Consider the following 14,327-nt stretch of genomic DNA (forward strand, 5'->3'; position numbering starts at 1 on the left):
TGTCCGGAAACCCTGATGAAATCGCAAGGAGACCGGCCATGAGCCGAATTCATACCCCGGCAATGAGCCGCATGCAGAATTTCGCCCGCAACCCCGTCATGATCGCGCTTCTCGCCGGTCTCGCGCTCGCAAGCTGCGCCAAGAAGCCGCCGAACAGCGCCGGCGATCTCGGCCTCGGCACCGGTGCTGGCGGCGCTGCAACGCCGGGCTCGGCCCAGGACTTCACGGTCAATGTCGGCGACCGCATCTTCTTTGACACCGACTCCTCGTCGATCCGCGCCGATGCCTCGCAGACGCTCGACCGTCAGGCCCAGTGGCTCGGCCGTTACCCGAATTACCAGATCACCGTCGAAGGCCATGCCGACGAACGCGGCACGCGCGAATACAACCTCGCGCTCGGCGCCCGCCGTGCCGCTGCTGCCAAGGACTATCTCGCTTCGCGCGGCGTCCCGGCGCAGCGCCTGAAGACGATCTCCTACGGCAAGGAACGTCCGGTCGCCGTCTGCGACGATATTTCCTGCTGGTCGCAGAACCGCCGCGCGGTTACCGTGCTTGGCGGCGCCGGCATGTAATTGCCGAGCAACATTCGCTTTTTCGAAAGGCGGTCCCGCGTGGGGCCGCCTTTTCTTTTTGACCACACTTTGGCCAGACTCCGTTGCTTTTTGAAAGCAATTGGAAAAATCTCCTGTTCGTGCCATCGAGGTGCGAAGAATCACTGGGACAGGACGATACATATGAAGAAACTTGTCGTGGCAGGCATGCTGTGCCTCGCGGCTGTGACCGGAAGCGAACGGGCGGCCTATTCCGCCTCGTTCTTCGGGCTACATCTCGGCGGCCGATCCGCGGAAAACCAGGCGGCGCCGCCTGTTGTCAAGGTGCAGAGCGGCGACGCGGAGGTCCGCGTGCAGCAGCTCGAAGAGCAGCTGCGGCAGTTGAACGGCCGGATCGAGGAGATGAGCTTTCAGCTTCTGCAGATGCAGGAGACGATCCGCAAGCAGCAGGAAGACAATGAATTCCGCTTCCAGCAGCTCGAAAAGACGGGTGCCGGCGGTGCCGCCAAGGCACCTGTCAAGAAGAGCGAGACCGATGCCGCTCCAGCAGCCTCCGGCGGTGACGATATTGCCAAGGTGATCCAAGCACCGCAGGGAGCCGAAACGGCTCCCTCCACCAGCGTGCCGGAGAATAGCGGTCTCGGCCAACCACCGAAGGAGCTCGGCTCGATCGATTTCGATCAGAACGGCAATCCGATCGGCGGAAGCGTCGACGAAAATGCCACCATCGGTTCCGGTCCGATTCCCGCTGCCAACAGCAAAACGCCGCAGCAGACCGCCTCGCTCGGTAGCGAGGCCGACCAGTACAAGGCCGCTTATGGCCACGTGCTGTCCGGTGATTACAGCACGGCCGAACAGGAATTCACGCAGTACATCACCCACTACCCGAGCAGCGCGCGGGCGGCGGACGCCAATTTCTGGCTCGGCGAAGCACTCTATTCGCAGGGCAAGTACAATGAGGCGGCCAAGACCTTCCTCAATGCGCACCAGAAATACGGTACATCGGAAAAGGCGCCGGAAATGCTGCTGAAGCTCGGCATGTCGCTTGCCGCCCTCGACAATACCGAGACGGCCTGCGCGACGCTGCGCGAAGTCTCGAAGCGTTATCCGAAGGCCTCGCGCGCCGTCATAAGCAAGGTTGCGAGCGAACAGAAGCGCCTCGCCTGCTAAGGGCTTCCGGAATGTCTCCGGAAACCGCACCGCCTCAACAGGCGATCCTCCAGTTTCTTTTGTCGCTTCAAAGCCCTGCGCGCATTCTCGTCGCGATATCAGGCGGCAGCGATTCCACCGGCCTGCTTCTTCTCCTCGATGAAGCCGTGAAGGCCGCACCCCATCTCAAGATGTCCCTTTGCGCTGCGACCGTCGATCATGCGTTGCGCGCCGGCTCGGCAGACGAGGCGCGTGAAGTCGCAGCCCTCTGCACATCACTCGGCATTCCCCACACCAACATGATCTGGGAGGGCGACAAGCCGAAAACCGGCATCATGGCGGCTGCCCGCGAGGCACGCTATGGCCTGCTGGCAACCGCCGCCGAAAGTTTCGAAGCCGATCTCATCGTCACTGGCCATACGTTCGACGACCAGCGCGAAACACTGCAGATGCGTGGGATGCGAACGGAGCAGATTTCGACCGGCATTGCGGATGCGGTGCTCTTCAACCGGCGCTTCTGGATTTTACGGCCGCTTCTCTTTTCCAGCCGGGCAGATATCCGCGCTTTCCTCAAAGAGCGGGGCGTGCCGTGGATCGATGATCCGAGCAACGAAGATGTGACCTACGAGCGCGTGCGGACACGCCGGAAGCTTTCGGCCGATGCAGGTGCGGAGAGGAATATCCGCGCGGCTTGGGAAGCGCGGCTGGCTCTTTCGGCTAGGGGAGCAGAATGGCTGGATCGTCATTTCACGCTTCACGGCGGTCTGCTCGGACAGGTGACGCCTGACGGGCTGCGGCAGGATCGGGCAGTCCTCGATTATGCACTCGGCCGTCTGACAGCCGTTTTCGGTGGGCAGCCGTTTGCGCCGGGGAGGGCGCATATGGCGCATATCCTTGCATCTGCCACCGGCAGTGAACCGGGACGGATGACCGTTGGCAGGGTGGTGTTCGATCTCAGGCGTGACGGGTTTTATTTGGGGCGCGAGAGCCGGGGGATATTGCCGCTGGTGTTGCAGCCGGGAGAGGCCGGGGTTTGGGATGGAAGGTTTTATGCGCGCAATGGGTCGGCCGCATCAATTGAGATCCAGGCGCCCAAGGACTCGGGCGCGCAAGACACTTCACGCTTTATTGAGTCAATCACCGCGCAGACGCGCGGTGGCTGGATTCCTGTGACCAGCACAGGAATGAGGGGGTGTATGCAGCGCCTTCCCAAGGGCGCTTGGAAGCGCGCCGTCGCCTCCGCGCCGGTTTTATCTGCCGAAGGAAACCTTTTATCTGAGGAATCCGCCCGCATGGTCGAACTGACACCCTATTTCGCACCCTTCGACCGCTTTTTGACACGATTTGACTTCATCTTTGCCAATAGGCTTTCGGCTGTTTTCGCGACGGCGCCCTATGCGAGGCTGCCTTTAAGAAGTATTGACGGAAAAACCATCTGACCTGGGGTGTCGCCTTGGCAATCGCGCGGCGCAACCCTATGTTAGAAACGAATAAGACGGTCGCCATGAGGCGGCTGTTCCATGCTGGGGAGTTCAATGAACCCTAACTTACGTAATTTCGCCTTGTGGGCGATCATCGCGCTTCTGCTGATCGCCCTTTTCAGTATGTTCCAGACGGCGCCGGCACAGACGGGCTCCCGCGAAATCCCTTATTCGCAGTTTCTGCGTGAGGTCGATGCGGGCCGCGTGAAGGACGTCGTGGTCACGGGCAACCGTCTCTCCGGAAGCTATGTTGAAAATGGCACCACCTTCCAGACCTATTCGCCTGTGATCGACGACAGTCTGCTCGATCGCCTGCAGTCGAAGAATGTCCTGGTTTCCGCCCGTCCTGAAACGGATGGCTCTTCGGGTTTCCTCAGCTATCTCGGCACACTTTTGCCGATGCTTCTGATTCTCGGCGTCTGGCTGTTCTTCATGCGGCAGATGCAAGGCGGCTCACGCGGCGCGATGGGCTTCGGCAAGTCCAAAGCCAAGCTTCTGACTGAAGCGCATGGCCGCGTGACTTTCGAAGACGTCGCCGGTGTCGACGAGGCCAAGCAGGATCTCGAGGAAATCGTCGAATTCCTGCGTGATCCGCAGAAGTTCCAGCGTCTCGGCGGCAAGATTCCGCGCGGCGTGCTGCTCGTCGGTCCTCCGGGTACCGGCAAGACGCTGCTCGCCCGCTCGGTCGCCGGCGAAGCCAATGTGCCCTTCTTCACCATTTCGGGCTCCGATTTCGTCGAAATGTTCGTCGGCGTCGGTGCAAGCCGCGTGCGCGATATGTTCGAGCAGGCCAAGAAGAATGCGCCCTGCATCATCTTCATCGACGAAATCGATGCTGTCGGCCGCCATCGCGGCGCCGGTCTCGGCGGCGGTAATGACGAACGCGAGCAGACGCTGAACCAGCTGCTGGTCGAAATGGACGGCTTCGAGGCGAATGAGGGCGTGATCCTGATCGCTGCGACCAACCGCCCCGACGTGCTCGATCCGGCGCTGCTGCGTCCCGGCCGTTTCGACCGTCAGGTCGTGGTGCCGAACCCCGACATCGTCGGCCGCGAGCGTATTCTCAAGGTGCATGCCCGCAACGTTCCGCTGGCGCCGAATGTCGATCTCAAGATCCTCGCCCGCGGTACGCCCGGTTTTTCCGGCGCCGACCTGATGAACCTCGTCAACGAAGCCGCCCTCATGGCCGCCCGCCGCAACAAGCGCGTCGTCACCATGCAGGAATTCGAGGACGCCAAGGACAAGATCATGATGGGCGCCGAGCGCCGTTCCTCGGCGATGACCGAGGCGGAAAAGAAGCTCACCGCTTACCATGAGGCCGGACACGCCATGACCGCGCTCAATGTCGCCGTCGCCGATCCGCTGCACAAGGCGACGATCATTCCGCGCGGCCGTGCGCTCGGCATGGTCATGCAGCTTCCCGAGGGCGACCGCTACTCGATGAGCTACAAGTGGATGGTCTCACGCCTCTGCATCATGATGGGCGGCCGCGTTGCCGAAGAGCTCACCTTCGGCAAGGAGAACATTACCTCCGGTGCCTCCTCCGACATCGAGCAGGCCACGAAGCTTGCCCGCGCCATGGTCACGCAGTGGGGCTTTTCCGATCAGCTCGGTCAGGTCGCCTATGGCGAGAACCAGCAGGAAGTCTTCCTCGGCCACTCGGTTTCGCAGTCGAAGAATGTTTCCGAAGCAACCGCGCAGAAGATCGACAATGAAGTGCGCCGCCTGATCGACGAAGCCTATACGCAGGCCCGCACGATCCTGACGGAAAAGCACGACGAATTCGTCGTGCTTGCCGAAGGTCTGCTCGAGTACGAGACGCTGACCGGCGAAGAGATCAAGGCGCTGATCCGCGGCGAAAAGCCTTCCCGCGATCTCGGCGATGATTCGCCGCCGAGCCGCGGCTCGGCTGTTCCGAAGGCCGGCGCACGGCCTGCCACGAAGGGCGACGAGCCCGAAGGCGGCCTCGAACCGCAGCCGCATTGAACAGCGGCACTGCCTTGAACAAGGCCGGATTTCCGACGTCGGAGATCCGGCCTTTTCCATTGGTAACGGGATATAATCATTTTTCTTGCTAATTTACGTGCTGATCGCCGCATTTTGTGGCATTCCGCTGAATTGAGGCAAGCATGAATCACGCTCCTGGATTGACGACATTCCACTGAAGCCGGATTTGCTTGGAACGGTGCGCTGCCTTGAATGGCGCGCGGAAAGCACAGGAGTGCAGATGAAAAGACGCTATTTCGGTACGGACGGCATTCGCGGCCAATCCAACGTCTTCCCGATGACGCCGGATCTCGCCATGCGGGTCGGCATTGCCGCCGGTACGATCTTCCGTCGCGGCAACCATCGCCACCGCGTCGTCATCGGCAAGGATACGCGCCTTTCCGGTTATATGCTGGAGAATGCCATGGTCGCGGGCTTCACGGCCGCGGGCCTCGATGCCTTTATTCTCGGCCCGATCCCGACACCAGCTGTTGCCATGCTGACGCGCTCGCTGCGCGCCGATCTCGGCGTGATGATCTCGGCGTCGCACAATCCTTACGAGGATAACGGCATCAAGCTCTTTGGTCCCGATGGCTACAAGCTTTCGGACGACATTGAGGCCGAGATCGAGGATCTGCTCGAAAAGGACCTGAATGCGCAGCTTGCCAAATCCGACGATATCGGCCGCGCCAAGCGCGTCGACGGCGTGCATGACCGCTATATCGAACATGCCAAGCGCACGCTGCCGCGCGACGTGACACTGCAAGGCCTGAGGATCGCGATCGATTGCGCCAATGGCGCCGCCTACAAGGTGGCACCGGCCGTGCTCTGGGAACTCGGCGCCGAGGTGGTCACCATCGGTAACGAGCCGAACGGCACCAACATCAATCTCAATTGCGGCTCCACTAGCCCCGTCGCGCTGCAGAAGAAGGTCGACGAGGTACGCGCCGATATCGGCATCGCGCTCGATGGCGACGCGGACCGCGTCATCATCGTCGACGAAAACGGTTCGATCGTCGACGGCGACCAACTGATGGCCGTCATCGCCGAGAGCTGGGCCGAGAGCCAGCAGCTGCGCGGCAACGGCATCGTCGCCACCGTGATGTCCAATCTCGGCCTCGAGCGCTTTCTCGATGAGCGCGGCATGGCGCTTGCCCGCACGCGGGTCGGCGACCGCTACGTCGTCGAGCATATGCGCCAGCATAATTACAATGTCGGCGGCGAGCAGTCGGGCCATATCGTGCTTTCGGATTACGGCACGACCGGCGACGGTCTCGTCGCGGCGCTGCAGATCCTGGCCGCGGTCAAACGCACCGGACGGACCGTCAGCGAGGTCTGCCGTCGCTTCGAGCCGGTGCCGCAGCTCCTGCGCAATGTCCGCATCAGCGGTGGCAAGCCGCTGGAGGATATCCAGGTGCAGAAGGCGATCGCCGATGCCGAAGCCGAGCTTGCCAGGAACGGCCGCCTCGTCATCCGCCCCTCGGGCACCGAGCCGCTGATCCGCGTCATGGCCGAAGGCGACGACCGCGCCCAGATCGAGCGCATCGTCAACGAGCTGATCGGCACGATCTCGAATGTCCGGACTGCCGCCTGATTTTTTCGGGACGAAATGTCAAAAGCCGGTACGCAAGTGCCGGCTTTTTCGTTATTGGCGCCTTCGGTTCGAAGATCCACTCCGGATCGACTTCCCGCCGGAACCGTTTCCGCGCCCTTCCGAAGACAACATGTCAGTGACTTGCCAGCTTGGCTTCCGGTAGGGAGCAAGCCTCGCAGCCGCGGCATGTCGGGGCGCAGTGGGCACTGAGACGGCATCCACGGAAATTTGCCGATGTCTTGGTGACGGCGCTGTCAACCTCCACATGCGGATGCTACACGGCGGCGTTTGCATTCAAAGGAAATATCATGAAAAAATTGGTGCGCCTGCTGCTGACGATCGCTCTCGCATTCGTCGTCTTTACCGGTTTCCGCTGGTATCGCTACATCACCAACACCGACAGCCCTTACGACGAAATTGGCATCACGCTCAACAATGCCATGCCAGGCCCGATTAATGCCTGGGGCTGTGCCAAGCTCAAAACGAACTTTGGCACCTCCTTGCCGCCATACGGCTGCGCCGCCGAAAACGCGACACAATGGAAGTAACGACAGGATTCGCCGAGTGGAGCCGACCGACTTGATGGCGAAGGAAACCAACTTAGCGATTTGGCGGGGCGGGGTTCTTGGCGTTGCGGCTGGCAATCTTCGGCAAGTCCGGAGCTGCCAGCCTTTGGCCGAGTTTCACCATATCGAGGAACTTGCCCGCCAATCTGTCTCTTAACGTTTCTTCTCATTTATAGTTAAGCAGCTTTTAACGTTTCCAATTCATTATCCATACGAAGCGTACCAGATTGGCGGCGATTCAGCCTGCCGACGCAACGGGATTTTGGAGTGGGATCCATGAAAAGAAGCTTGTCCGGCATCTTCGCCGCATTGTTGATCGCGACAAATGCCTATTCCGCGGACCTGGCCCCTGCCGAGCCTATCCCGGAGCAGCCGCCTGAGGTGACGGTCACCGAAGCGACCGGCTGGTACCTGCGCGGCGATGTCGGTTATGCCTTCACCGATCTGCGCGGCGCCCGCTATTTCCAGGGCAGCAACGCCACGGAGGTCGATTTCGACGACGCCGATCTGGATGATACATGGACTGTCGGCGGTGGTGTCGGTTACCAGATCAACAGCTATCTGCGCACCGATCTGACTTTCGACTATCTCACCCAGGCGGATTTCAAGGGCTCGACGGTCGGGCAGTGCGGCTTTCCGCTGGTGGACTGCACCTCGAGCGACCGCTCTTCGCTGACAGCCTATACGCTGCTCGCCAACGCCTATGTCGATCTCGGCACCTACGGCTACGTCACGCCTTATGTCGGCGCCGGTATCGGCGGTTCCTACGTAAAGTGGAAGAACCTCAGCAACGTCGCCTGCGCCGATGACGGCAGCTTCTGCGACGACGAGGTCACCCACGGCGGCAAGGGTAACTGGCGCTTCACCTACGCCCTCATGGCCGGCGCTTCGATCGACGTGACCTGCAACATCAAAGCCGATGTCGGCTACCGTTACCTGCATATCGATGGCGGCAACATGTTCGGCTATGCCGACAATGGCGGCCCGGGCCGCGACAAGGGTCTGAGCGCCCACGAAGCTCGCGTCGGCGCCCGCTATCTCTTCGGCGGCTGCGCTCAGGCAAGCTACGAACCGCCGCCGGAAATCCCGCTGCAGCAGCCTGTCTACAAGTAAGTCCGATCCCCTAACATCTGAAAGCCGCCCCGACCGGGCGGCTTTTTCGTATTGCGGCCGTCCCGCCCTGCGTCAAAATATGTTCCGCCCGCGACACTTCGATCTTGACTATGACGCGCCGGATCCATACACACGGCGGCGGGACACCCTTCCCCAACGAAGGGCTTTCTATCTGAGAGGATAGCATCATGGCGAAGACCGCAAAGCCGGACATCCGTCCGCACAATACCCATTTTTCTTCTGGCCCCTGCTCGAAGCGCCCCGGTTGGTCGCTCGAAGCCCTTTCCGACGCGGCCCTTGGCCGTTCGCACCGCGCGAAGGTCGGCAAAGCCAAGCTCAAGCAGGCCATCGACCTTACCCGTGAAATTCTCGAAGTGCCGGCGGATTACCGCATCGGCATTGTCCCGGCGTCCGACACCGGCGCCGTCGAAATGGCGCTCTGGTCGCTGCTCGGCGAACGCGGCGTCGATATGCTCGCCTGGGAAAGCTTCGGCGCCGGCTGGGTCACCGATGTCGTCAAGCAACTGAAGCTCAAGGATGTGCGCAAGCTCGAAGCCGGTTACGGCGAGCTTCCCGATCTCTCCGCCGTCGATTTCGACCGCGACGTCGTCTTCACCTGGAACGGCACCACCTCGGGCGTGCGCGTGCCGAATGCCGATTTCATCCCGGCCGACCGCAAGGGCCTGACGATCTGCGACGCCACCTCGGCGGCTTTCGCGCAGGCGCTCGATTTCGCCAAGCTCGACGTCGTCACCTTCTCCTGGCAGAAGGTTCTGGGCGGCGAGGGTGCACACGGCGTCATCATTCTTTCGCCTCGCGCCGTCGAGCGTCTGGTCACCTACACGCCGGCCTGGCCGCTGCCGAAGATCTTCCGCATGACCTCGGGCGGCAAGCTGACGGAAGGCATCTTCCAGGGTGAGACGATCAACACCCCGTCGATGCTCTGCGTCGAAGACTATATCGATGCGCTTGTCTGGGCGAAGCAGGTCGGAGGCCTCAAGGGGCTGATCGCGCGTGCCGATGCCAATGCCAAGGTCATCCACGATTTCGTCGCGGCAAACGACTGGATCGCCAATCTCGCCGTCAAGGTGGAAACGGCCTCCAACACCTCCGTCTGCCTGAAGATCGTCGACAAGGACATTGCAGCCCTTGACGACGACAGCCAGGCGAATTTCGCCAAGGGCCTGGTCGGTCTCCTGGAAAAGGAAGGTGTCGCGTATGACGTCGGCCACTACCGCGACGCGCCATCGGGCCTGCGCATCTGGGCCGGCGCCACGATCGAGGCATCCGACATGCAGAAGCTGATGCCCTGGCTTTCCTGGGCCTTCGAAACACAGAAGGCGCAGCTCGCTCAGGCCGCCGCCTGAGGTCATCGCATTCGGCTCCGCCAAAGGGCGGAGTAGCATTCCTGATTCATTCATCGCTGAACACATTTGAAGGAGGCCCTCATGGCACCTCGCGTTCTCGTATCCGACGAATTGTCGGAAACCGCCGTCCAGATTTTTCGCGACCGCGGCGTCGAAGTCGATTTCGAACCGCAGCTCGGCAAGGACAAAGACCGTCTGCTCGAGGTCATCGGCAAGTATGATGGCCTGGCCATCCGCTCCGCCACCAAGGTGACGGAAAAGATCATCGAGGGGGCGACGAACCTCAAGGTGGTCGGCCGTGCCGGCATCGGCGTCGACAATGTCGATATCCCGGCCGCCTCGCGCCGGGGCATCATCGTGATGAACACGCCCTTCGGCAACTCGATCACGACGGCCGAACACGCGATCGCGCTGATGTTCGCCGTCGCCCGCCAGCTTCCGGCAGCCGATACCTCGACGCAGGCCGGCAAGTGGGAGAAGTCGAAGTTCATGGGCGTCGAGATCACCGGCAAGACGCTCGGCGTCATCGGCGCCGGCAATATCGGCTCGATCGTCTGCGCCCGGGCCATCGGCCTCAAAATGCACGTCGTCGCCTACGATCCGTTCCTCTCCAAGGAGCGCGCCGAGGAGATGGGCGTCACCAAGGTCGAACTCGAAGAGCTTTTCGCCCGGGCCGATTTCATCACGCTGCATGTGCCGATGACCGACAAGACGCGCGGCATCCTCAACAAGGAAGCGCTGGCAAAGACCAAGCCCGGCGTGCGCATCATCAACTGCGCCCGCGGCGGCCTGGTCGATGAGGCAGCGCTTGCCGAAGCGATCAAGTCGGGCCATATCGCGGGTGCCGCCTTCGACGTGTTCGAGGTCGAGCCGGCCAAGGAAAGCCCGCTCTTCGGCCTGCCGAACGTCGTCTGCACGCCGCATCTCGGCGCCTCGACGACTGAGGCGCAGGAGAACGTCGCTTTGCAGGTGGCCGAACAGATGGCGGATTACCTCGTCAATGGTGCGGTCTCCAACGCCATCAACATGCCGTCGATCACGGCGGAGGAAGCGCCGATCCTGAAGCCCTTCATCCGTCTTGCCGACGTTCTCGGCGCCTTCGTCGGCCAGGTCACCGAAGAGCCGATCAAGGAAATCGAAATCCTCTATGACGGCATCACCGCCAACATGAACACGCGGGCACTGACGAGCGCCGTGCTCGCCGGCCTCATCCGCCCGCAGGTCGCCGACGTCAACATGGTTTCGGCACCGATCATGATCAAGGAAAAGGGCATCGTGCTTTCCGAGGTCAAGCGCGACAAGACAGGCGTCTTCGACGGCTATATCAAGCTGACGGTGACCACCGAAAGCATGACACGCTCGGTCGCCGGCACGGTGTTTTCGGACGGCAAGCCGCGCTTCATCCAGATCAAGGGTATCAACCTCGATGCCGATGTCGGCTCGCACATGATCTACATCACCAATACCGACGTTCCCGGCATGATCGGCTTCATCGGCACGACGCTTGGTGCCGCCGGCGTCAACATCGCCAACTTCCAGCTCGGCCGTGACAAGCAGGGTGGTGACGCCATCGCGCTGCTCTATGTCGACGGCAAGGTTGATGACGCGGTGCTTGCTGAGTTGACCGCCCACCAGGCGGTACGCCAGGCAAAGCCGCTGACCTTCAATATCGACTGAGTTTTTCCTCCCGAGGACATGAAAAACCCGGCGCTGGAAACGGCGCCGGGTTTTTTCGTGTCAGGAACCGATGAATCTTAAATCGCGTCGCGCTTTAAATCTTTATTTGATGCATGTCGTGGTCCCAAAACCGCTGCACACTTTTGGGCGACACATGCCTCAGTGGTGCCGGCGTTTCCGGCGGAGGATTTTGCCGAAACGGGCGACATCGTCTTCAGCCTTGGTGCGGTGAAGGAAGGCGAGCCTACTGCCGTCGAGGCCCTGAAAGAATTCATCCCAGGAAATCTCTTCCGGTTCCGAGGAAAAATCGACGCGGACGGTTTCGCTGTCCGGTGCGTTCTTGATGCGGGCGGGATGGCCGCCGCGCGCCTCGATCCAATGTCTGATTCTGCTGTAATCCGTCGTCGTGCCGAACCTGCCCATGAAACCCTCCTCAGCAATTCGAATGCGACATCGATCACCCCGCAACACACGATCGACGGAATTGTTCCATGGCGCCCAAATTATTTTATCGAGGGCCGAGATCGTGATGGCAGACCACCGCTTTGCACATTCTGAAGGCGGAAGCCTAAAGTTTAACCCTGAGTATGATTCTGATTTTATTTAACTTTTCTCGGTATACCCTGGCATCGGCATCAACGGCACGCGAATTTTCATGGCCCCCTTGCAGAAGACCGAGCAGATCGAAGCATTAAACGACGACTTCCGGTCGTTGTTTGCAACGCATCCGTCGCCGATGTGGGTCTATGATCCGACATCGCTGCGCTTTCTCATCGTCAACGAGGCGGCGGCGGCACTTTACGGCTACGGTGCGGACGAATACCGGCGCATGACGGTTCTGGATATCCGCCCTGAGCATGAGCGGGAGCGGATGATCGACGCCGTCAGCGGCCGCACCGACATGGAAAAGGCGGAGCGCTGGATTCACCTCAAGGCGAGCGGCGAGACCTTCGAAGTGCTGACTTATGGCCGAGAAGTGCGTTTCGAGGGCCGGGCCGCAATCCTGGCGATCGTGCAGGACCGCAGCGAGGTCAACGCCGCCAAACGCCAGATCAGCGATACGCGCTCGCTTCTCGACAGCATCGTCGACAACCTGCCGGTCGGCGTCTTCGTCAAGGACATGGAAGCGGACGGGCTTTACGTTCTCTTCAACGAGGCCTGCGGCGACATCGTCGGCATGAGGGCGGAGCACGTGGTCGGCCGAACCGACCGGGCGCTGTTTTCCGCCGGCCAGACAGAAGCCTTCCGCGAGCAGGATCGCCGGGCCTTCGAAGCCAATACGGCGATCAGCTTCGAGGAGACCATGCTGCGCGCCGACGGTGCGCCGCGCCTCCTGCGCACCGTCAAGCGCGCCCTGCCGACGCCTGAGGGCCATGCGCCGCGTTATCTGCTCGGTATCTCGCAGGACGTGACGGAGGAGCGCACCGTCGAGGCAAAGCTTGCCCATCTCGCCATGCATGATCCGCTCACCGGCCTGCCGAACCGGGCGGCATTTTCCATGCATATCAACCAGCGGGCGGTCGAAGCTGCCGCCGACAGTCCGATCGCGCTGCTCTATATCGACGTCGATCACTTCAAGCATATCAACGACAGCAAGGGACACGCCGCCGGCGACGCGCTGCTTTGCCAGGTGTCGGAGCGGCTGCTTCAACTGGCGGAGGAGGGCGATCTTGTCGCCCGTCTTGGCGGCGACGAATTCGCCGTCGTGCTGGAGCTCGACGAGCCGGGGCGGGCCGTGCGTTTTGCGCAGCGGCTGCTCAAGGCGCTGAGCCGTGCCTTCGATCTCGACGGCGTCCGGGAGCATGTTACCTGCAGTATCGGCATCGCCTTGGCGCCCGACCATGCCGGCGACGCGGATGTGCTGATGCGGCACGCGGATCTGGCGCTCTATGCCGCCAAGGAGAGCGGGCGCTCGACCTATCGTTTCTACGAGACGGAGATGCGGCTTGCCGCCGAGCGCCGGCACGTGATGACCGCCGAACTGTGGGAAGCGCTGGAGAAGCGCCAGTTCGAGCTGCATTACCAGCCGATCGTGCAGCTCGACAATGACGGCATCGGCGGCTTCGAGGCGCTGATCCGCTGGCGCCATCCCAAGCGTGGGCTGGTGGCGCCGATGGAATTCATTCCGCTCGCCGAGGAAACCGGCCTCATCGTTCCGATCGGCGACTGGGTGATCGGGGAAGCCTGTCGTGCGGCCGCCAGGTGGCCCGCCCATCTGAGGATCGCCGTCAATCTCTCCGTCACCCAGTTTCGGCATGCAAGCCTGCTTTCGACCGTGGTCGCGGCGCTCAACGAGACGGGCCTCAATGCCGACCGGCTTGAAATCGAGGTCACCGAATCCGTATTCCTGACGGATGCCGACCAAAGTCTGCCGCGGCTGCGCGCGCTGAAGGCGCTTGGCGTCCGCATCGCCATTGACGATTTCGGCACCGGTTATTCGTCGCTGAGCTATCTCAGGTCCTTCCCCTTCGACAAGATCAAGCTCGACCGCAGCTTTGTCTCGGGCATCGAAACGGATGCGGGCAATCTCGCCATCGTGCGCGCCGTCGTCGGCATCGGCTCCGGCTTCAATGCGACGACGCTGGCCGAAGGGATCGAGACGGAAGAGCAGTTGCAGAAGCTGCGCGCCGAAGGTTTCAGTGAGGTGCAGGGCTATCTGCTCGGCCGGCCCATGCCGCAGCACGAGGCGGAGGCGCTGATCCACGGCGGCGCTCTGAAGGCCGCTTTGTCACGCAGATAGAAGCGCTTAAGCGACAGCTGGGAGTGGCGTCCGGGGAAATGCATGTCGCCGGATGCCATCAAGCATTCGTCATTTTGAGAACGGCGGCAGAAGCCGCATAATT

General features: G+C 61.6%; 11 protein-coding genes. 10 read left to right on the forward strand and 1 reads right to left on the reverse strand.

Going from position 1 to position 14,327, the window contains the following annotated elements:
- Nucleotides 1-38: 38 nt before the first annotated feature.
- From pal to serA, 9 genes are all read left to right on the forward strand, one after another.
- Nucleotides 39-572 (forward strand): peptidoglycan-associated lipoprotein Pal, encoded by a 534-nt coding sequence (pal, locus tag C3Y91_RS21290; protein WP_024323075.1) that lies wholly within the window; start codon nt 39-41, stop codon nt 570-572.
- Between the two features lie 162 nt (nt 573-734).
- The gene (ybgF, locus tag C3Y91_RS21295) at nt 735-1,721 is read left to right on the forward strand and encodes a tol-pal system protein YbgF (protein WP_018068992.1); all 987 of its coding nucleotides are present in this window, start codon (nt 735-737) and stop codon (nt 1,719-1,721) included.
- 11 nt (nt 1,722-1,732) lie between these two features.
- Nucleotides 1,733-3,139, forward strand: coding sequence for a tRNA lysidine(34) synthetase TilS (gene tilS, locus C3Y91_RS21300; protein WP_168575770.1), 1,407 nt, complete (start codon nt 1,733-1,735; stop codon nt 3,137-3,139).
- A gap of 96 nt (nt 3,140-3,235) precedes the next feature.
- Complete coding sequence (gene ftsH, locus C3Y91_RS21305) at nt 3,236-5,167, forward strand: ATP-dependent zinc metalloprotease FtsH (protein ID WP_017961979.1); 1,932 nt, start codon at nt 3,236-3,238, stop codon at nt 5,165-5,167.
- 241 nt (nt 5,168-5,408) lie between these two features.
- Nucleotides 5,409-6,761: a phosphoglucosamine mutase gene (gene glmM / locus C3Y91_RS21310; RefSeq protein ID WP_018068990.1), complete on the forward strand. Its 1,353-nt coding sequence runs from the start codon at nt 5,409-5,411 to the stop codon at nt 6,759-6,761.
- A 308-nt stretch (nt 6,762-7,069) separates the two neighbouring features.
- Entirely contained in the window at nt 7,070-7,309 is a 240-nt protein-coding gene (locus C3Y91_RS21315) for a hypothetical protein (RefSeq protein WP_024323077.1), read from the forward strand.
- A gap of 294 nt (nt 7,310-7,603) precedes the next feature.
- Entirely contained in the window at nt 7,604-8,440 is an 837-nt protein-coding gene (locus tag C3Y91_RS21320; protein ID WP_029768252.1) for an outer membrane protein, read from the forward strand.
- A gap of 188 nt (nt 8,441-8,628) precedes the next feature.
- Complete coding sequence (locus C3Y91_RS21325; protein ID WP_024323078.1) at nt 8,629-9,807, forward strand: phosphoserine transaminase; 1,179 nt, start codon at nt 8,629-8,631, stop codon at nt 9,805-9,807.
- 81 nt (nt 9,808-9,888) lie between these two features.
- Nucleotides 9,889-11,484, forward strand: coding sequence for a phosphoglycerate dehydrogenase (gene serA, locus C3Y91_RS21330; RefSeq protein WP_018068985.1), 1,596 nt, complete (start codon nt 9,889-9,891; stop codon nt 11,482-11,484).
- A gap of 159 nt (nt 11,485-11,643) precedes the next feature.
- Here serA and C3Y91_RS21335 read toward each other — a convergent pair whose 3' ends face one another.
- Nucleotides 11,644-11,907 (reverse strand): hypothetical protein, encoded by a 264-nt coding sequence (locus tag C3Y91_RS21335; RefSeq protein ID WP_018068984.1) that lies wholly within the window; start codon nt 11,905-11,907, stop codon nt 11,644-11,646.
- Nucleotides 11,908-12,139: 232 nt separating this feature from the next.
- Here C3Y91_RS21335 and C3Y91_RS21340 point away from each other — a divergent pair, with 232 nt between their 5' ends.
- Nucleotides 12,140-14,224 (forward strand): putative bifunctional diguanylate cyclase/phosphodiesterase, encoded by a 2,085-nt coding sequence (locus C3Y91_RS21340; protein ID WP_029768254.1) that lies wholly within the window; start codon nt 12,140-12,142, stop codon nt 14,222-14,224.
- Nucleotides 14,225-14,327: the final 103 nt, after the last annotated feature.

Source organism: Rhizobium ruizarguesonis, from assembly GCF_012349115.1.
GTDB classification, from domain to species: domain Bacteria; phylum Pseudomonadota; class Alphaproteobacteria; order Rhizobiales; family Rhizobiaceae; genus Rhizobium; species Rhizobium ruizarguesonis.